The organism is Escherichia sp. KTE114 (genome assembly GCF_000407765.1).
In the GTDB taxonomy this organism is placed as follows: domain Bacteria; phylum Pseudomonadota; class Gammaproteobacteria; order Enterobacterales; family Enterobacteriaceae; genus Escherichia; species Escherichia ruysiae.
In genome coordinates, this window is record NZ_KE136626.1 from 90,076 (window position 1) to 109,918 (window position 19,843).

The 19,843-nt window shown below is 55.0% G+C and carries 20 protein-coding genes; 7 read left to right on the forward strand and 13 right to left on the reverse strand.

The window, feature by feature from the left end:
* Nucleotides 1-2 precede the first annotated feature (2 nt).
* From hypF to ascG, 3 genes are all read right to left on the reverse strand, one after another.
* On the reverse strand, nt 3-2,261 hold the full coding sequence (hypF, locus tag WC5_RS19920; protein WP_001107636.1) for a carbamoyltransferase HypF: 2,259 nt from the start codon (nt 2,259-2,261) through the stop codon (nt 3-5).
* A 152-nt stretch (nt 2,262-2,413) separates the two neighbouring features.
* On the reverse strand, nt 2,414-2,941 hold the full coding sequence (hydN, locus tag WC5_RS19915) for an electron transport protein HydN (protein ID WP_001078777.1): 528 nt from the start codon (nt 2,939-2,941) through the stop codon (nt 2,414-2,416).
* Nucleotides 2,942-3,089: 148 nt separating this feature from the next.
* Entirely contained in the window at nt 3,090-4,100 is a 1,011-nt protein-coding gene (ascG, locus tag WC5_RS19910) for a DNA-binding transcriptional regulator AscG (protein ID WP_000210329.1), read from the reverse strand.
* Between the two features lie 259 nt (nt 4,101-4,359).
* On the opposite strand from ascG, the gene ascF reads away from it, so the two are divergent.
* Together ascF and ascB are read left to right on the forward strand one after the other, a co-directional pair.
* A complete protein-coding gene (gene ascF, locus WC5_RS19905; protein ID WP_016231401.1) occupies nt 4,360-5,817 on the forward strand; it encodes a PTS cellobiose/arbutin/salicin transporter subunit IIBC in 1,458 nt (485 codons plus the stop codon).
* An 8-nt stretch (nt 5,818-5,825) separates the two neighbouring features.
* On the forward strand, nt 5,826-7,250 hold the full coding sequence (gene ascB, locus WC5_RS19900) for a 6-phospho-beta-glucosidase AscB (protein ID WP_016231402.1): 1,425 nt from the start codon (nt 5,826-5,828) through the stop codon (nt 7,248-7,250).
* A gap of 103 nt (nt 7,251-7,353) precedes the next feature.
* Here the strand turns inward: ascB and WC5_RS19895 are convergent, their stop codons facing one another.
* The 10 genes from WC5_RS19895 to hycA form a co-directional block, all read right to left on the reverse strand.
* Complete coding sequence (locus tag WC5_RS19895) at nt 7,354-8,109, reverse strand: hypothetical protein (protein ID WP_010352010.1); 756 nt, start codon at nt 8,107-8,109, stop codon at nt 7,354-7,356.
* Between the two features lie 42 nt (nt 8,110-8,151).
* A complete protein-coding gene (gene hycI, locus WC5_RS19890) occupies nt 8,152-8,622 on the reverse strand; it encodes a hydrogenase maturation peptidase HycI (RefSeq protein WP_000132961.1) in 471 nt (156 codons plus the stop codon).
* Nucleotides 8,615-9,025 carry a formate hydrogenlyase assembly protein HycH gene (gene hycH / locus WC5_RS19885; protein WP_001291918.1) on the reverse strand — a complete coding sequence of 137 codons (411 nt, stop codon included), beginning with the start codon at nt 9,023-9,025 and terminating at the stop codon, nt 8,615-8,617. The genes hycI and hycH overlap by 8 nt, the downstream gene beginning before the upstream one ends.
* Entirely contained in the window at nt 9,022-9,789 is a 768-nt protein-coding gene (hycG, locus tag WC5_RS19880; RefSeq protein ID WP_000067399.1) for a formate hydrogenlyase subunit HycG, read from the reverse strand. The genes hycH and hycG overlap by 4 nt, the downstream gene beginning before the upstream one ends.
* A complete protein-coding gene (gene hycF, locus WC5_RS19875) occupies nt 9,789-10,331 on the reverse strand; it encodes a formate hydrogenlyase subunit HycF (RefSeq protein WP_000493799.1) in 543 nt (180 codons plus the stop codon). Before hycF ends, hycG begins: the two co-directional genes overlap by 1 nt.
* Before the next feature lie 9 nt (nt 10,332-10,340).
* A complete protein-coding gene (gene hycE / locus WC5_RS19870) occupies nt 10,341-12,050 on the reverse strand; it encodes a formate hydrogenlyase subunit HycE (RefSeq protein ID WP_001288118.1) in 1,710 nt (569 codons plus the stop codon).
* A gap of 13 nt (nt 12,051-12,063) precedes the next feature.
* Nucleotides 12,064-12,990: a formate hydrogenlyase subunit HycD gene (gene hycD / locus WC5_RS19865; RefSeq protein WP_000115228.1), complete on the reverse strand. Its 927-nt coding sequence runs from the start codon at nt 12,988-12,990 to the stop codon at nt 12,064-12,066.
* Nucleotides 12,991-12,992: 2 nt separating this feature from the next.
* Complete coding sequence (gene hycC, locus WC5_RS19860; RefSeq protein WP_016231403.1) at nt 12,993-14,819, reverse strand: formate hydrogenlyase subunit 3; 1,827 nt, start codon at nt 14,817-14,819, stop codon at nt 12,993-12,995.
* Nucleotides 14,816-15,427: a formate hydrogenlyase subunit HycB gene (gene hycB / locus WC5_RS19855; protein ID WP_001079177.1), complete on the reverse strand. Its 612-nt coding sequence runs from the start codon at nt 15,425-15,427 to the stop codon at nt 14,816-14,818. The genes hycC and hycB overlap by 4 nt, the downstream gene beginning before the upstream one ends.
* 124 nt (nt 15,428-15,551) lie before the next feature.
* A complete protein-coding gene (gene hycA / locus WC5_RS19850; protein WP_000158052.1) occupies nt 15,552-16,013 on the reverse strand; it encodes a formate hydrogenlyase regulator HycA in 462 nt (153 codons plus the stop codon).
* Nucleotides 16,014-16,225: 212 nt separating this feature from the next.
* Between hycA and hypA the strand changes: the two genes are divergently transcribed.
* Genes hypA through hypE form a run of 5 tightly spaced genes read left to right on the forward strand, consistent with a single transcriptional unit; the run spans nt 16,226 to nt 19,843 of the window.
* The gene (gene hypA / locus WC5_RS19845) at nt 16,226-16,576 is read left to right on the forward strand and encodes a hydrogenase maturation nickel metallochaperone HypA (protein WP_001516945.1); all 351 of its coding nucleotides are present in this window, start codon (nt 16,226-16,228) and stop codon (nt 16,574-16,576) included.
* 3 nt (nt 16,577-16,579) lie between these two features.
* Nucleotides 16,580-17,452 (forward strand): hydrogenase nickel incorporation protein HypB, encoded by an 873-nt coding sequence (gene hypB, locus WC5_RS19840; RefSeq protein ID WP_000337678.1) that lies wholly within the window; start codon nt 16,580-16,582, stop codon nt 17,450-17,452.
* Nucleotides 17,443-17,715 carry a hydrogenase 3 maturation protein HypC gene (hypC, locus tag WC5_RS19835; RefSeq protein ID WP_000334881.1) on the forward strand — a complete coding sequence of 91 codons (273 nt, stop codon included), beginning with the start codon at nt 17,443-17,445 and terminating at the stop codon, nt 17,713-17,715. The genes hypB and hypC overlap by 10 nt, the downstream gene beginning before the upstream one ends.
* Nucleotides 17,715-18,836, forward strand: a complete 1,122-nt coding sequence (gene hypD / locus WC5_RS19830; protein ID WP_001212986.1) for a hydrogenase formation protein HypD — start codon at nt 17,715-17,717, stop codon at nt 18,834-18,836. The genes hypC and hypD overlap by 1 nt, the downstream gene beginning before the upstream one ends.
* Complete coding sequence (gene hypE, locus WC5_RS19825) at nt 18,833-19,843, forward strand: hydrogenase maturation carbamoyl dehydratase HypE (RefSeq protein ID WP_001059944.1); 1,011 nt, start codon at nt 18,833-18,835, stop codon at nt 19,841-19,843. Before hypD ends, hypE begins: the two co-directional genes overlap by 4 nt.

Here is a 19,843-nt window from a genome sequence, read left to right on the forward strand (position 1 = left end):
AGTTACGCCACATCCGCCACTATACCGCATTGCAGGATGCGCGCCGCAGCAATAACCCCCTGCCCCAGAGACAACCCGCCATCACCCGCCGGTAAACTCTGTGGAAAAAGCAATGTGCAATCAGCGAGATAATGCGCCAGACGTGCACGAAGCAAACGGTTATGAATAACCCCGCCGCTAAATACCAGCGTAGTGATACCACGCATCGTAGCCTGCTCACGCATCAACGCGGCAAAACCCTGCGCCAGCGCATCATGAAACGCCCACGCGCGTTGATTAACCGGTGCCTGCCAGTTCAGCCACTGCTGCCAGAAAGTGGCGAGATCCAGTTGATTGTCCACCAGCGGCATCGTCACCGGATGCGTCACTCCGTGGCACGAAGCCGCCAGCGCCTCCAGCGCACAAGCCGCTTCACCTTCATAACTTAACGTGACTGGCGCACAGCCCAGCGCCGCCGCTATAGCATCGAACAAACGCCCACACGATGACGCCAGCGGCGCATTGATTCCACGCTCAATGGCTCGTGCCAGCACGCTCCAGTTTTGCTGTTGCACACTTGCCGTTTCGGGATAACTCTGCCACTGCGGCACAAAGCGCAGGCACTGCGCCAGCAGGTTTCGCCACGGCTGCTTTGCAGCCAAATCGCCACCAGCAAGCGCCACCGCAGGCAAACCTCCAAGGTGCTCGCATTCGCGATAGTTCACCCGCAGGCACTCGCCGCCCCACAAAGCGCCGTTCTCCCCCATACCAATACCGTCGAGCGTCAAAGCAATGACATCACCGCCATCCAACGGCCAGTGGTGTTCTGCCAGGCACGCCGCCGCGTGGGCATGGTGATGCAGTACCGTTTGCGTCGGCAGATTCATCTCACGCGCCCACTGGCTGGAGACATAACCCGGATGCGCGTCATGCACAACGTATTGCGGGGTGAAATCGTAGATGTTTTGCATCAGGCGTAACGCTTCGCGCCACTGCATCTGGATGCCATCGTCACTTAAATCGCCCAGATGCTGACTCAACACCGCTTGCTCACCGCGCACCAGGCAGAAGGTATTTTTCAGATCCGCGCCGAGACACAGCACAGGCGGAACATTTTTAAAGCCCGGAGGCAAAGCCAACGCGTCCGGCACATACCCCCGCGACCGGCGCAGCATTTCGCCGCTTTCGCGCACCACCGAATCATCCATCCGCTGCACGATATCGCGGTTATGTATCAAGAATCCGTCGGCAATGCCCTGCAAATCCGCCAGCGCCTGTTCATTGCTGATAGCCGGTGGTTTACCGCTCAGGTTGCCGGAGGTCATCACCAGCGGGCATTGCAGTTCCTGTAACAGCAAATGCTGGAGCGGGTTCGCAGGCAACATTACCCCGACTTCGTTAAGGCCAGGGGCGATATCATCACAAAGTTCGGAGATGTATTTTTTATCCACCAGCACAATCGGCGCGGCGGGCGTGGTGAGCAACTGGCGTGCAGCGTCTGGTAAGACTTCTGCTGTTGGCAACATAACCGCCAGCGGTTTCGCCGGGCGATGTTTGCGTGCCCGCAGTGTCGCCACCGCGTTACTGTTACGTGCATCGCAGGCGAGATGAAATCCGCCAATCCCTTTGATGGCGACAATCTTGCCCGCTTTTAACTGTGCGATAGCCGCCTGTAACGCGGCCTCTTGTTCGGTATGTTCGCCATGACTTACCCATTCAAGATGCGGGCCACACTCCGGGCAGGCCACCGGCTGAGCATGGAAGCGGCGATCGAGCGGATCGCGATATTCTTTGTCACAGGCCGGACACAGCGGAAACGCCGCCATGACGGTAAACGGGCGGTCGTAAGGCATCGCGCGAATAATAGTGAAACGCGGGCCACAGTGAGTACAGTTGATAAACGGATAACGATAACGCCGCTCGCCTGGGGTATTCATTTCGGCAAGACAGGCAGGGCAAGTGGCGGCATCGGGAACAATTTGCGTATTCATGGCGCCACCTGCGCTCTGGCGGATAGTGAACTCAGTGGGCGGTTGTGGCCAGGTAAAAGGTTCACGCTCGACGCTATCAATACGCGCCAGCGGCGGACAATGCAGATGCAATTGCGCAAGAAACGTTTCCGGGTCTTCCAGCAGTCGGACTTCTACGCCATCGCCGTCATTACAGACATCGCCGTGAAGATTTAATTGCTGTGCCAGCTGCCAGACAAACGGACGAAAACCGACGCCCTGCACTTTGCCACGAATACGCAGTTGAACACCGCAAGATGTGTTTTTTGCCATTGAGTTATTCCCGCCATTATGAATTGCGTAACCCGCCCTGCCGGACACGACAGCGTCGCATCCGGCAGTCACAGGTCGGCGATATCGCCCGCCCCGTATTCTACGAATATTTTCGGGAATTCCTTTGATGCCAGAACAGTTCTGTAAGATTTTTAAAACATCAGCGCCGTGCGGCGGCGTTTTTCTGCGCTCAACTGCTCAAGTTTATTCCGATCGACACAAATCAGCGCATGGGTCGGGCAAGCCGCCATACACGCCGGGCCGTCTTCACGATGGTTGCACAGGTCGCATTTATTGGCTTCGGCTTTGTCTGCACGTACATTCAGCCCCGCACCGCTGTTGCGAATCACCGGACGTACCACCACTTCCATCGCGCCATACGGGCAAGCCACAACGCAGGTTTTGCAACCAATGCAACGTTCCTGCATCACATGAACAAACCCTTTATCACGGCTGATAGCACCATTCGGGCAGACGTTAGCGCACGGTGCATCTTCACACTGACGGCAGACTGTCGCCGTGGAAATGTTCACACCTTTAATGACATGGATTCGCGGTAAAAAAGTTTCCGGGGTCAGCGATGCACAGTCCTGATTTTCCTGATGAGAAACCACACACGCCACTTCACAGGTACGGCAACCAATACATTTACTCGCGTCAGCAATGATGAAACGGTTCATCAAATTCTCCAGCAATGACAGTTAATGCGCCGATACATTCACAAATCATGCCAGTTTTTAATTTACTGTTATTTAAGGAAATTAAATTATGTAATGCAGAAAAAACGATGTCATCGACACAAGTGACGATGACATGTGATGACAATGTTTATTGCGAAAGAGCAATGAGGGAGTCGCGGCGGATCAATTTTCCGCTGAAGGTTTTCGGCGGTGAGAAATCCCCGCCATCGAGCATAAAAATCAGCCGTCCAATAACTTCCTGAATCATCTCAGTCACCGGAATTTTTACGCTGGAGAGCGCCGGGATCGTGTACGGCGCCATAGCGATATCATCAAATCCGATAACTGACACCTGCTCCGGCACCGCTACGCCGCGCTCGTGTAACGCTTTCATCGCCCCTATCGCCATATCATCATTACTGGCGACTAACGCGCTAAATTTAGCCCCACGTTCGAGCAACGTTTCTACCCCTTCGGCTCCGCTGGCGGGCGTCCATTTACCGTTAGCGATAAGTTTTTCATTGAGCGCAATACCATGCTGCGCCAGCGCGTCTTTATATCCGGCAAGACGCTCAATACTGGTGGGGGAATCCATCGAGCCGGTAAGGAAAGCAATCTCCTGATGTCCGGCGTTTATCAACTCTGCCACGGCGTTAAAGCTGGTCTGTTTATGATCGCACCAGACGCTATGGCTGCTGTTTTTGCGCAGGCGGCGATTGAGCACCATTATCGGCTGACTGTGGGCGTCAATGATGTCATCAATCTCATCCACGCTTAAAAAACGCGGGTAAATCATAATAGCGTCGCAGCGCAGATCCAGCAGATACTGAATCGCCTGGCGCTCTTCTTCGGCGCTGTGTTTACCATCAGCCAACAACAGTTGCCGCCCTTTCTCTTCCGCCATCCGCGCGGCATGAAACAGTAATTCACTAAAATAAATGCCGTGGTAAAGCGTGTTGGTCACTACCAGCCCCAGCGTCTGAGTACTCTTCGCCGACAGATTGCGCGCCAGCAAGTTAGGGCGGTAACCGCTCTCTTCCACCGCCTGAAACACGCGATCTTTCGTCTCCTGGCTGACGTAGCCATTACCTGAAAGCACGCGGGAAACGGTCGCTTTTGAAACCCCGGCGCGCTTCGCCACTTCCAGCATTGTCGTCATTGTTTTCATCCCTTTACACGCAGTCATCGCAGTTTACTGCACCGTTGGCTGGTTGTCCTTGCGCAATCAGCGGGAAAAATATTCAGGTGACCGGTTTCACAAATATAAAAAATGAACAATCAACTCTCTTGCTTATTAAATGACAACTATTCATGATTTTGTGAAACCGGTTTCTTATTTCCGTTTCAGCATCGGCATTTTCCCGTCACGTCGACTGATAACAACTACCTCTACCCTACTGATAACAGGATAAAATCCGATGGCCAAAAATTATGCGGCGCTGGCGCGCTCGGTGATAGCGGCACTGGGCGGCGTTGATAACATCTCGGCGGTCACGCACTGTATGACGCGTTTGCGCTTTGTTATCAAAGACGACCAGCTTATCGACAGCCCCACGTTAAAAACCATCTCCGGCGTGCTCGGCGTGGTACGTAGCGACAACCAGTGCCAGGTGATTATCGGCAATACCGTTTCGCAGGCCTTTCAGGAAGTCGTCAGCCTGCTGCCGGGAGATATGCAACCCGCCCTGCCCGTGGATAAACCCAAACTCACGCTACGTCGCATTGGTGCAGGGATCCTTGATGCGCTGATCGGCACTATGTCACCGCTGATCCCGGCGATTATCGGCGGATCGATGGTCAAACTGCTGGCGATGATCCTCGAGATGAGCGGTGTGCTGACAAAAGGATCGCCGACCTTAACCATTCTGAATGTGATTGGTGACGGTGCTTTCTTCTTCCTGCCGCTAATGGTCGCGGCATCTGCCGCCATCAAATTTAAAACCAATATGTCGCTGGCGATTGCCATCGCGGGTGTGCTGGTACATCCGAGTTTTATTGAATTGATGGCAAAAGCGGCCCAGGGTGAACATGTCGAATTTGCCCTGATTCCGGTCACAGCGGTGAAATACACCTACACGGTGATCCCGGCGCTGGTGATGACCTGGTGCCTGTCATATATCGAACGCTGGGTGGACAGCATTACGCCGGCGGTGACGAAAAACTTCCTCAAGCCGATGCTGATTGTGTTGATTGCCGCACCGCTGGCAATCCTGCTGATTGGCCCGATTGGTATCTGGATCGGTAGCGCCATTTCGGCGCTGGTTTACACCATTCATGGTTATCTGGGCTGGCTTTCTGTCGCCATTATGGGCGCGCTGTGGCCACTGCTGGTAATGACCGGGATGCACCGCGTCTTTACACCAACCATCATTCAGACCATTGCCGAAACCGGAAAAGAAGGGATGGTCATGCCGTCAGAAATCGGCGCTAACCTGTCGCTGGGCGGTTCATCGCTGGCGGTGGCGTGGAAAACGAAAAACCCGGAACTACGCCAGACGGCGCTGGCTGCGGCGGCATCAGCCATTATGGCGGGGATTTCCGAACCGGCGTTATACGGCGTGGCGATCCGTCTGAAACGTCCGCTTATCGCCAGTCTTATCAGCGGTTTTATTTGCGGCGCGGTTGCCGGTATGGCGGGGCTTGCCAGCCACTCAATGGCAGCGCCGGGGTTATTTACCAGCGTGCAATTCTTCGATCCGGCGAATCCAATGAGCATCGTCTGGGTGTTCGCCGTCATGGCACTGGCGGTCGTGCTGTCGTTTATCCTCACACTGCTGCTCGGCTTTGAGGATATTCCTGTGGAGGAAGCGGCTGCCGAGGCGCGAAAGCATCAGGGCGTACAACCGACCGTCGCCAAAGAAGTAAGTCTTAATTGAGGATGAAAATGTCTGTATTTCCGCAAGGTTTTTTATGGGGCGGCGCGCTTGCCGCCAACCAGTCTGAAGGTGCGTTCTGTGAAGGTGGCAAAGGGCTGACTACGGTCGATATGATCCCGCACGGCGAGCATCGAATGGCGGTGAAACTGGGGCTGGAAAAACGTTTTCAGTTGCGCGATGACGAGTTTTATCCCAGCCATGAGGCGACGGATTTTTATCATCGTTATAAAGAAGATATCGCCCTGATGGCAGAGATGGGATTCAAGGTTTTCCGCACCTCGATTGCCTGGAGCCGCCTCTTTCCGCAGGGCGATGAGCTGACGCCCAACCAGCAAGGCATTGCTTTTTATCGTTCTGTCTTTGAAGAGTGTAAAAAGTACGGAATCGAACCGCTGGTCACGTTGTGTCACTTCGATGTGCCGATGCATCTGGTGACGGAATATGGCTCCTGGCGTAACCGTAAGCTGGTGGAGTTTTTCACTCGCTACGCCCGAACCTGTTTTGAAGCATTTGATGGCCTGGTGAAATACTGGCTAACCTTCAATGAAATCAACATTATGTTGCATAGCCCGTTCTCCGGCGCGGGTCTGGTGTTTGAAGAAGGGGAAAATCAGGAGCAGGTGAAATATCAGGCTGCGCACCACCAGCTGGTTGCCAGTGCGTTAGCCTCCAAAATCGCCCATGAGGTTAACCCGCAAAATCAGGTGGGCTGTATGCTGGCGGGCGGTAACTTCTACCCTTATAGCTGCAAGCCGGAAGATGTCTGGGCGGCGCTGGAGAAAGATCGCGAAAACCTGTTTTTTATCGATGTGCAGGCGCGGGGCGCGTATCCGGCTTACTCTGCCCGCGTATTCCGCGAAAAAGGGGTAACCATCGACAAAGCGCCTGGCGATGATGAGATCCTGAAAAATACCGTCGATTTTGTCTCCTTCAGCTATTACGCCTCGCGCTGCGCCTCGGCGGAGATGAACACCAACAACAGCAGTGCGGCGAACGTGGTGAAATCGCTGCGTAACCCGTATCTGCAAGTGAGCGACTGGGGCTGGGGTATTGATCCACTCGGTCTGCGCATCACCATGAACATGATGTACGACCGTTATCAGAAGCCGCTGTTTCTGGTGGAAAACGGCCTCGGCGCAAAAGATGAATTTGCTGCCAATGGTGAGATTAACGATGACTATCGCATCAGCTATCTACGCAAGCACATCCGCGCAATGGGCGAAGCGATTGCAGACGGCATTCCGCTGATGGGCTACACCACCTGGGGCTGTATTGATTTGGTTTCCGCCTCAACGGGTGAAATGAGCAAACGCTACGGTTTTGTCTATGTAGACCGTGACGATGCAGGTAACGGCACACTGGCGCGCACGCGTAAGAAATCGTTCTGGTGGTATAAAAAAGTGATTGCCAGTAACGGCGAAGATTTAGAGTAAGCAACCGTGCCGGATGCGGCGTGAACGCCTTATCCGGCCTACTCGTCGCACGAACTTTGTAGGCTCGATAAGCGCAGCGCATCGGGCAATTTAGCGTTTGCCATCAGTTCTGATTCACCCCATCAAGCACATCCCCCGTTATCAAACAACGCTGCGTCAGCGCCAAATCTTCCGTTTGCGGGTCGCGTCCAGCGATGGGTTTGAGAACGAGTTTACGGTTGGGAGTATAAGTAAAACGCGTGAGTGCAGGATAGCTTAACTTGCCAAACCAGCCATGAACACGCTGCCATTTGGCCTCTTTTACCTGATACAAACTGGTTAGCCAGTAACCGGAATCAAACTGCATATCCAGCAGCTGCGTGTGACCATTGCCTTGCAAATCCAGCAAATCATCAACGCCAGTTTTGCTTGCGGTGTAGAATCCCCAGGGTTCAAAGACACAGGGACGACCTTCGCGTGTGAACGTCAACAGGATTAAATGTGCATAAGGAGCCAGACCATTACCGGCACTGGGTAACCAGATAACCAGATCCTGAATGCCGTTACGATCAAGATCGGCGCGATAGAGTTGCCCTTTGCCCGCTATGTTTGCCAGCATACCCACAGGCACTGTCCAGGATTTACCGGCGCGGTCTTTTGCGGTTAATTGCCAGTCATCCTCTTCATTTGGCATCTTCTCAAGCGTTACGCCAGCAACGCCCACTTTTCTAAAATGCCAGTTTTGCTCGGTATAATAAGGCATGGTCAGGAGAGGTTTCAGCGCCCGCTTTTGTGCGTATTCGCTGTCACTCATCGGCAGATACTCGGTAAAGCTGGTGGCCTGCGCTGGCAACACTAAGCTCAATAAAAAAGCGCACATCCCTGTCCTGATTTTCAATTCCCTGAATTCCTTGCTGAAAAACTACTCTTCTTCCACCGCTAACTGCGCGAATCCGCCGTTCCCTTCCCAACCTTCCAGCCGTTGATAAACGGTTTCTACCGCATCTTTAATCGGCTGGGTCATCGGGTAGTAAAAGCCAACGATGTCCGGCTGGATACCGAGGAAAATCACCTCACCAATGTCTTCTTTCAACTGGTCGATAAGGTAGTTCAGCGGCATGTTATGGGTGGTCATCATAAACATCTCGGCGATATCATCCGGGTCGATGATGCGGATCTCGCCGGGGTTTAGCCCCATATCAGTGGCATCGACAATAAGCAGTCGTGTCGGGCGCAGTTCGCGGATAGCGACGATATCGTTTTCCGGTGCACTACCGCCGTCAATCACCACCCAGTTACCTTTCGGCGCGGCGGCGCACTTTTCCGCCAGCAGCGGACCTGCGCCATCATCGCCCATCATGCTATTGCCAACACAGAGTAAAACGTCAGTCACGCAATCTCCTCACCATCAAATAGATGGCGTTTTCCTGATGAATATCATGCAGCATACTTAACAGCATTGTACTCCATTCCTTCTGCTGCGAAGTTTGCGCTGCCCGGGCTTTATCGAATGCGTTGGCCAGCATCGGCACATGGTTAATGTCGATGACGATCTCACCATATTTCGGCACGCCTTCCATTTTGCGGCGGGCTTCGCTGCCCGCCTCCAGAGTGGCAATCCATGCCAGATATTCATCCCACGGGCAGGTGAGCGCCGCTTCCAGGCAATCGATAACCCCAAGGTGGTGACCAATCGCCAGGCTGTAATAGACCACCTGCTGCGCCTCGGCGGGCGTGGCATCGTTCTCATCAATAAATTTACGGCTCAGTTGACTGAACACCACCTTTTCACTCATCGGATACGCGCCTCTTCAACAACATGATTCAGATGGCTGACAATCTCGTTCAGACGCGGATCGTTTTCCGCTTCCAGCCAGCGTGCAACCTGCTCTTCACCCTGCCCTAATTGCGTCAGGAAATCATCGGCAATCTGGCGACCGTAACGGTAACCCGCCAGGCGGCGCGCTTCGCGATCCACTTTCACACGCAGCGGCTGCACCATATCGCCATGCAGAATTTCTGCCGGTTGTTCATCCTGCTCACCCGGCCCACGGGCGTGGATTTTCTGCTCCAGCAGGCCGAGCGCCATCGCAAAGCCGTACAGCGTGGCGGCAGGCGTTGGCGGGCAGCCAGGAATGTACACATCCACCGGGACAATTTTGTCGGTTCCGCCCCACACGCAGTAGAGATCGTGGAAGATCCCGCCGCTGTTACCACAGGCACCGTAGGAGATACAGATTTTAGGGTCCGGCGCGGACTGCCACGCACGCAGCGCAGGGGATCGCATTGCACGGGTGACCGCGCCGGTAAACAGTAAAATATCCGCATGACGCGGGGACGGAACGACTTTAATACCGAAGCGTTCTGCATCGAACAGCGGCGAAAGCGTGGCGAAAATTTCGATTTCGCAGCCGTTGCAGCCGCCGCAGTCCACGCGGTAAACGTAGGCAGAACGTTTGATTTTTTTCAGTAACGACGCCTTCATGCTGGCGATGGATTCATCCACCGTCATTGGGACCGGAATGCCGTTGGCGTCACGGGGGCCTAATAAATTGCTCATCAGATGGCCTCTTTCATATGGCGAGTCAGTTCAATACGGTCGGACGGCACCAGGCATTTCTGGCGCTTACATTCCGGGCAAGTCTCAAAGCTTTCGCGGTGGTTTTCCGCGCGGCTGTCACCGTTGTGCTTAAGCAGCGCAATGGCGTAGTCGATCTCTTTCTGTACGGCGAAAGGACGATTGCAGACGCGGCAGTTGCACAACGCGAAGCGGGACTGTTGCAGGAAGTCTTCTTTCTTCCACACCGCCAGTTCGTACTCTTGCGACAGTTTGATCGCCGCCGTCGGGCAAACTTCTTCGCAGCGTCCACAGAAGATGCAGCGCCCGAGATTGAACTGCCACGCCAGCTCACCGGTGGCGAGGTCAGTTTCAACCGTTAAGGCGTTTGACGGGCAGGCATTGACGCAGGCCGCACAGCCGATGCACTGCTGCGGGTTCTGCTCTGGCTTACCACGGAAGTTTTTATCAACCGCAATCGGCTCCAGCGGATAAGACGAGGTCGCCGTGCCGGTTTTGATGACTTTTTTGATAAAGGTAAACATGGCGATTCCTTATTTCAGCGGCGAGTTTTTACGCTCAATGCTGTAACGCTCGAGTTCTTTATACGGCACCACTTTGCTCTTCTTCTTACGCACATCGACCACGGTCATGCGGTCGGTACAGGAGTAGCAAGGGTCGAGGCTACCGATAATCAGCGGCGCATCAGAAACGGTGTTGCCGCGCAGCATGTAGCGCAGGGTCGGCCAGTTCGCGTAGGTCGCGGCACGGCAGCGCCAGCGGTACAGCTTCTGGTTGTCGCCGGTCATGCTCCAGTGGATATCATCGCCACGCGGCGCTTCGGCAAAGCCCAGCGCAAAACGGTGTGGAATGTAGGTGAATCCTTCCACCGCCAGCGGACCGCCTGGCAGGTTGTCCAGGCCGTAGTCAATCATATTGAGCGAGGTAAAGACTTCGTTGATACGCACTTTCAGGCGGGAAATAACGTCGCAGCCCTGCTCGCTGTGAACTTCCATCGGCAGCAGGCCATAACCAACAAACGGGTGATCGGCACGGGTATCACGAGCGTGGCCGCTGGCGCGAACCATCGGGCCAACGTTACTGAAATCGCGGGCGATTTCCGGGTCGAGGCGACCAATGCCGACGGTGCGCTGTTCCATGTTCGGTGTACTCAGCAGCACATCCACCAGCTCCTGTACTTCACGACGCATTTGCTGCGCCAGTTGACGGGTCTGGATCATGTCATCTTTCAGCAGATCGCGACGAATCCCGCCGATCAGGTTCAGACCGTAAGTTTTACGCGCCCCGGTGAGGATCTCCGCCATTTTCATGGAGGATTCGCGCACGCGGAAGAACTGCATAAAGCCGGAGTCAAAGCCGGTAAAGTGACAGGCGAGGCCGAGGTTGAGCAGATGCGAATGCAGGCGTTCCACCTCCAGCAGAATGGCGCGGATCATCTGCGCGCGTTCTGGCACCTGGATACCCATCGCGTTTTCCACTGACGTGGTGTAGGCGGTGCTGTGAGCAAAGCCGCAGATGCCGCAAACACGGTCAGAGAGGAAGGTCACTTCGTTGTAACCCATGCGGGTTTCCGCCAGTTTTTCCATGCCGCGATGGACATAGAACAGGCGGTAGTCGGCGTCGATAATATTTTCGCCATCGACGAACAGACGGAAGTGACCCGGTTCGTCAGAAGTGACATGCAGCGGACCAATCGGCACAACGTTGTTTTTCTTGTCGCCCAGTTCGTTGATGAACTCGTAGGTTTCAGCATCGGTGGTCGGTGCCGGACGCTGACGATAATCCATGCTGTCTTTACGCAGCGGATAAAGTTCATCCGGCCAGTCATCCGGCAGCACCAGACGACGCTCATCCGGCAGACCAACCGGAATCAAACCGTACATATCGCGCACTTCGCGCTCGCCCCACACCGCCGCCGGAACGCGCGGCGTCACGGACGGATACTCCGGTTTGTTGGCGTCAACTTCGACGCGAACCGTGATCCAACACTTGGTGCCCTTCTCCATCGACAGCACGTAGTAAACAGCGTAATGACCATTCAGTTTGCGTTCGTCGTTACCAAACAGTACCGACAGCCAGCCACCCTGCTTGTAGTAGAGGAACTCCACCACTTCCGGTAGATAGTTCACCTTTACGGTAACGGTCAGCTGATCTTTGGTCTGCCAGGCGTGATCCAGCACGACGCCCGGAAACGCCTCATTCAGCGCGGCGAGATAATGTTGACCTAATTTTTCTTCAGACATGCTCATACTCTCTTTAATACGCCGCCAGCAAGGAGACGAACGCTAAAAATGCAAAGCCAAACCCAGCCCAGGTAATGCGCGGAGTAATATCAAGACGCAGACGGGCCATACTGTTTTCGAACAGCGCGATAACCAGGACGCCGACCACCAGTTTGACGATGGCAATCACCAGCGCCAGCACCAGCCCACCGACGGTGAAGGTTTCCATTTGTCCCCACGGAATAAACACCCCGACGAACATCTGCAACACCACCAGCTGTTTCAGGCTGATACCCCATTTCATGACGCCAAAGCCGCTGCCGCTATACTCAGAGAGCGGACCTTCCTGCAACTCCTGCTCGGCTTCCGCAAGGTCGAACGGCAGTTTGCCCATTTCGATAAAGGTGGCGAACGCACAGGCACAGAGCGCCAGCACCAGCGGGATGCTCTGGCTCAGAGGCCAGTGATAAACGGTGTCGGTGATGTTGCTGATGTTGGTGGAACCGGCAACCTGCGCCGCGACCCACAGGCCGAGCAACAACATCGGCTCGACCAGCACACCGAGCATCGCTTCACGGCTCGCGCCGATAGCGGTAAACGGGCTACCGGTATCCAGACCGGAAATGGCAAAGAAGAAACGCGCGATGGCGAAGAGATACAGTAAGGTGATCAAATCACCCAGTTGCGGCAGCGGAGAACCGACGGTCACCACCGGCAGCGCAGTAGCGATAGTCAACATTACGCCCACCATCACATACGGCGTCAGGCGGAACACCCAGCCGGAGGCATCCGGGCCAACGCTCTGACGCCCCAGCAGTTTGATAATGTCGCGATACTCCTGCAACACGCCCGGCCCGCGACGGTTATGCAGACGGGCGCGCGCCACGCGGGTAATACCGGAGAGCAGCGGCGCAACGGCAAATAACACCAGCGCCTGAATTAACGGATATAAAACACTCATTCTCAGGCTCCTCGTGAAACAATAATCACCACCAGTACCGCCAGTTCAACCAGCGCCATCCGGCGGAACAGCAACGCACTCCCCTCGCACTGCCAGCCCGGCACCAGCGACACCGGATTCAGCACTTTGCGCAGTTTCAGCACCGGCGCAAACGCCTGTTTAACCGGCATGGCAAAACCGTGAGCGGTAATCACCATTGATTTTTCGTGGTCGTAGCCGCACACCCAGGCTGCGCCACGGGAACGTGACGGCAGACGGTCGCCTTTGCAAATCGCCATAATGATGAATGGCAGCAGCGGGCAGGCAATCAGCAGCAGGGTGATCATTGGTTGAGAAACGGTGGTGTTAGCAGGCTCCAGCGGCAGAGGCACCGCAGCAGACAGCATCGGCAGCAGCCACGGCGCAGCAACACCGCCAATTACGCAGCAAATCGCCAGTGCCACTACGCTTACGCTCATCAGGAGCGGCGCACAGGTGGCGTTTTCGGCTTCTTTGGTACGCGGCGCGCCAAGGAACGTAACGCCATAGACTTTCGCCATACACATCACCGCCAGCGCACCGGTAATGGCCAGCCCCACGGCGAGCAGCGGTCCCAGCAGACGGGCAACGAAGGTGCCGCTATTGCTCAGTTTGAAGAAGGATTGATAAATAACCCATTCCCCGGCAAACCCGTTCAGCGGCGGCAGCGCAGCCATTGCCATCAGCCCGACTAACATGGCGATGGAGATAACCGGCATTTTCTTGCCAATGCCGCCGAGTTTTTCGATATCGCGATGACCAGTACGGAACCAGACGCTACCCGCACCGAGGAACAGTACGCTTTTGAACAGGCTATGGTTAAGCAGATGGTACAGACCACCGACCAGGCCAAGAGCAATCAGCGCCGGTTGTTCGAGCGCGATACCCGTTACGCCAGCGCCCAGCCCCAGCAGGATGATGCCGATATTTTCCAGGGTGTGGTAAGCCAGCAGACGCTGGATGTTGTGTTCCATCAGCGCATACAGACCACCGACGAACGCGGTGATCATGCCGAGCACCAGCAGCGCAATTCCCCACCACAGCGGCGCATTACCGCCCAGCAGCGACAGGGTTAAAATGCCCAGCAGGCCAATTTTCATCACTACTGTGGAAAACAGCGCCGCAGCAGGCGCTGAAGCGTTAGCATGAGCCTGCGGCACCCAGCCGTGCAGCGGGATAATCCCGGCCAGCAGGCCAAAGCCAATCACACCGAGCAGCCAGATATCGGAACCGAGCGGCAGTTGTTGTACGCGCATATCCAGCAGGCGCAGATCCAGCGTGCCGTAACGCTGCCAGACCAGCCAGCAGGCTATCGCCAGCAGCAAAGTACCGAGGCGCCCCAGCACAAACCACAGTTTGCCCTCTTTGCTGTTGCTAGTGAGAAACACCGCGCACAGAGCCATGATTTCTGCCATTACCACTAACATGCCCAGATTGCTGGCGATAACGGCGCACACGGCGGCAGCCATCAGCATATTGATCTGCAAGCCGTTGCATTTCACCTGCGTGTGGCGATGCCAGTCAATGTTGTAGAGGCTGACAAACAGGCCGCACAGGCCGAGGGTAATCAACCAAATCGCGTTAAGCGGGGAGATTTGGATATCAAAACTCACCAGTGACAGCGTACCGCTCACGCCGACCGCCCCCGTCAGCACGGTGAAACCTGCTGCTGCCGTGTACACGCTACCAACCGCGCCGCCAATCCCGGCGACCCAGCCGCTTAGCGCCTTATGAAAAGAAAAGAGAAATGCCAGAACAGCGGCGGCGACAAACCACGCAACGCCGCTATTGATCAGGGAAATTGCGCTCATTTAGCCTCTCCACTTTGAGCCTGCTGAAACAAGGTGAGATCGCCAAAATCGGTGTTAAAAGTCAGCTCACGCTTACGTTTGCTGACGCGGGCGATATCGGTGTTATCCACCAGATGCAGGGCTTTAGTTGGGCACATCCGCACGCAAGCTGGACCCTGTTCATCAAAGCTACAAAGGTCACATTTGACGGCGATCGCACGAATGCCCGGCACCCAGTCAAGCAATGTGCTGACACGCGCCGGAGCAGGCGGTGCCGGTGGTGCTTTCGGGGTATTGGCGTTTGCCGGAATATCCAGCGGACGGCTGCCGGAAAATTCAATAGCGCCAAACGGGCAAGCGATGCCGCACAGTTTGCAGCTTACGCACAGACTTTCATTCAACTGCACGGCACCATCAACGCGCCCGATGGCATTAACCGGACAGACCACCGCACAGGGCGCATCTTCACAGTGGTGACAGAGCTGCGGTGCAGATTCTTTTTCATTTAGCATCACTCGCAGGCGCGGCATGGATTGCAGGCCGTGCTGGCGATGCGTCTCTGAACAGGCGGCCTCACAGGTGTGGCAGCCGATACAGAGCGTGGAGTCAGCAATTACAAAACGATTCACCAGGCATTCCTCAGGTGATTGTCATTTTTGACGAAAACATGCCGATGAAATGTCATTTTCGACACTCATCGACACGCCCATCCCCAAACAGGCATGACGCCTGCAAAACGGGCAAAGCCTCAGCTCATGCTGCCGAGCTTTGTCCCTCTACCAGTTGGCTTAAATTCACCGGGGTATTGTTTTCAATGGCGGTGTATAAGCTGTCGTAAACGCCGGCGATTTTTTCGAGATAGTGTTCCAGCACTTGTTCGCGATTACGGATGTTGACCTTGCCATCAATCATGCCGTCACTGCTCAACTGAGCCAGTGCAATCCGCTGCTTATCTTCGCCGTCTTTCGTTTCGACGTAGTACTCGATGGTATGGCTGTTAAAACCATCCGCCAGGGTGACGTAAATTCGAAAATGTTCAAAAAGAACGAAACAGAGCTCTTTATCTGGCGCGCAGCTCATCGCGTGATGCAAACGCGCTTTTGATAACGTGATCCCCTGAACCAGCGAATTGCAATAGATATGCCACTGGTCCTGTAGGCGACGATGCCGCTGTGCGATGTAATCGGCTTTCTCGCTTATTTCCCAAATAGTCATTGTCAGGTTACCCGTTTAACAGAGATGCCTGCCCTTAAGCATTTTCTGTGCCAATTTTTAATTCATTGTTATTTAGGTGATTTTTATGATTTCACTGAATTTCGACGCCGTGTCGACGTGTCATTTCGACATCATCGACATTATTCACCGCAGGGATAATCAACACTGGCACAATTATTGCTTATAGCTGGCAATAGTTAATGGGAGGCGATATGCACGAAATAACCCTCTGCCAACGGGCACTGGAATTGATCGAACAACAGGCCGCAAAGCACGGCGCAAAACGCGTAACTGGGGTCTGGCTCAAAATTGGCGCATTTTCTTGTGTCGAAACCAGCTCTCTTGCCTTTTGTTTTGATCTGGTTTGCCGTGGCAGCGTGGCGGAAGGTTGTAAACTGCACCTCGAAGAACAAGAGGCCGAATGCTGGTGTGAAACATGCCAACAGTATGTGACGCTACTGACCCAGCGCGTCCGCCGCTGCCCACAGTGTCATGGCGACATGCTGCGCATTGTGGCAGACGACGGTTTACAGATTCGGCGGATAGAAATAGACCAGGAGTGAGCGATGTGTACAACATGCGGTTGCGGTGAAGGCAACCTGTATATCGAGGGTGATGAACATAACCCTCATTCCGCGTTTCGTAGCGCGCCTTTTGCCCCGGCAGCACGCCCGAAGATGAAAATCACCGGCATTAAAGCGCCTGAATTTACCCCCAGCCAGACCGAAGAAGGCGACCTGCATTACGGTCATGGTGAAGCAGGCACACACGCGCCGGGCATGAGCCAGCGCCGGATGCTGGAAGTCGAAATTGACGTACTGGACAAAAATAATCGCCTGGCTGAACGTAACCGCGCGCGTTTTGCTGCCCGTAATCAACTGGTGCTCAACCTGGTATCCAGCCCCGGTTCCGGTAAAACCACGCTGCTGACTGAAACCTTAATGCGCCTGAAAGACAGCGTTCCATGCGCGGTAATTGAAGGCGATCAGCAAACCGTAAACGATGCCGCACGTATTCGCGCTACCGGTACGCCAGCAATTCAGGTGAACACCGGTAAAGGCTGCCATCTCGATGCACAGATGATCGCCGACGCCGCGCCGCGCCTGCCACTGGACGATAACGGTATTCTGTTTATCGAAAACGTTGGCAACCTGGTGTGCCCGGCCAGCTTCGATCTGGGTGAGAAACATAAAGTGGCGGTGCTTTCCGTTACCGAAGGCGAAGACAAGCCGCTGAAATATCCGCATATGTTTGCCGCCGCCTCGCTGATGCTACTCAACAAAGTTGACCTGCTGCCGTATCTCAATTTCGACGTTGAGAAATGCATCGCCTGCGCCCGCGAAGTCAATCCAGAAATTGAAATCATCCTCATTTCTGCCACCAGCGGCGAAGGGATGGATCAGTGGCTGAACTGGCTGGAGACACAGCGATGTGCATAGGCGTTCCCGGCCAGATTCGCACCATTGACGGCAACCAGGCGAAAGTCGACGTCTGCGGCATTCAGCGCGATGTCGATTTAACGTTAGTCGGCAGCTGTGATGAAAACGGTCAGCCGCGCGTGGGTCAGTGGGTACTGGTTCACGTTGGCTTTGCCATGAGCGTAATTAATGAAGCCGAAGCGCGCGACACCCTCGACGCCTTACAAAATATGTTTGACGTTGAGCCGGATGTCGGTGCGCTGTTGTATGGCGAGGAAAAATAATGCGTTTTGTTGATGAATATCGCGCGCCGGAACAGGTGATGCAGTTAATTGAGCATCTGCGCGAACGTGCTTCACACCTCTCTTACACCGCCGAACGCCCTCTGCGTATTATGGAAGTGTGCGGCGGTCATACCCACGCCATTTTTAAATTCGGCCTCGATCAGTTACTGCCAGAAAACGTTGAGTTTATCCACGGTCCGGGCTGCCCGGTGTGCGTACTGCCGATGGGCAGAATCGACACCTGCGTGGAAATTGCCAGCCATCCGGAAGTGATTTTCTGTACCTTTGGCGACGCCATGCGCGTACCAGGAAAACAGGGGTCACTGTTGCAGGCAAAAGCACGCGGTGCCGATGTGCGCATCGTCTACTCGCCAATGGATGCGTTGAAACTGGCGCAGGAGAACCCAACCCGCAAAGTGGTGTTCTTCGGCTTAGGGTTTGAAACCACCATGCCGACCACCGCCATCACCCTGCAACAGGCGAAAGCCCGCGATGTGCAGAACTTTTACTTCTTCTGCCAGCACATTACGCTTATCCCCACGCTGCGCAGTTTGCTGGAACAACCGGACAATGGCATTGATGCGTTCCTCGCGCCGGGCCACGTCAGTATGGTTATCGGCACCGACGCCTATAATTTTATCGCCAGCGATTTTAATCGTCCGCTGGTGGTCGCTGGTTTCGAACCACTTGATCTACTACAAGGCGTGGTGATGCTGGTAGAGCAGAAAATAGCGGCCCACAGCAAAGTAGAGAATCAGTACCGTAGGGTGGTGCCTGACGCAGGTAACCTGCTGGCGCAACAGGCGATAGCCGACGTGTTCTGTGTTAACGGCGATAGCGAATGGCGTGGCCTTGGGGTGATCGAATCATCTGGCGTGCATCTGACGCCGGATTATCAGCGATTTGACGCTGAAGCGCATTTCCGCCCGGCACCGCAGCAGGTTTGCGATGATCCACGCGCGCGCTGTGGCGAAGTATTGACGGGCAAATGTAAGCCGCATCAATGCCCGCTGTTTGGTAACACCTGTAATCCTCAAACCGCATTCGGCGCGCTGATGGTCTCCTCTGAAGGAGCGTGCGCCGCGTGGTATCAGTATCGTCAGCAGGAGAGTGAAGCGTGAATAATATCCAACTCGCCCACGGCAGCGGCGGCCAGGCGATGCAGCAATTAATCAACAGCCTGTTTATGGAAGCCTTTGCGAATCCGTGGCTGGCTGAGCAGGAAGATCAAGCGCGTCTTGATCTGGCGCAACTGGTGGCGGAAGGCAACCGTCTGGCCTTTTCCACCGACAGCTACGTCATTGACCCGCTATTCTTTCCTGGTGGCAATATTGGCAAGCTGGCGATTTGCGGCACGGCGAATGACGTGGCGGTCAGCGGTGCAATTCCACGCTATCTCTCCTGTGGATTTATCCTTGAAGAAGGATTGCCGATGGAGACGCTGAAAGCAGTGGTCACCAGCATGGCTGAAACTGCCCGTGCGGCTGGCATCGCCATCGTTACTGGCGATACAAAAGTGGTGCAGCGTGGAGCGGCAGATAAACTGTTTATCAACACCGCAGGTATGGGCGCGATCCCGACAAATATTCACTGGGGCGCACAAACCCTGACCGCAGGCGATGTATTGCTGGTTAGCGGTACACTCGGCGACCACGGTGCGACTATCCTTAACTTGCGCGAACAACTGGGGCTGGATGGCGAACTGATCAGCGACTGCGCGGTGCTGACGCCGCTGATTCAGACGCTGCGAGACATTCCCGGCGTGAAGGCGCTGCGCGATGCCACGCGCGGTGGGGTGAACGCGGTGGTTCATGAGTTCGCGGCAGCCTGCGGTTGCGGTATTGAGCTTTCAGAAGCTGCGCTACCGGTTAAACCTGCTGTGCGCGGCGTTTGTGAGCTGCTGGGGCTGGACGCCCTCAACTTTGCCAATGAAGGTAAGCTGGTGATTGCCGTAGAGCGTAATGCGGCTGAGCAAGTGTTGGCGGCGCTGCATTCCCATCCACTAGGACAGGATGCAGCGTTAATTGGCGAAGTGGTGGAGCGTAAAGGTGTTCGTCTCGCAGGGCTTTATGGCGTGAAACGAACTCTCGATCTACCTCACGCCGAACCGCTGCCTCGTATATGCTAA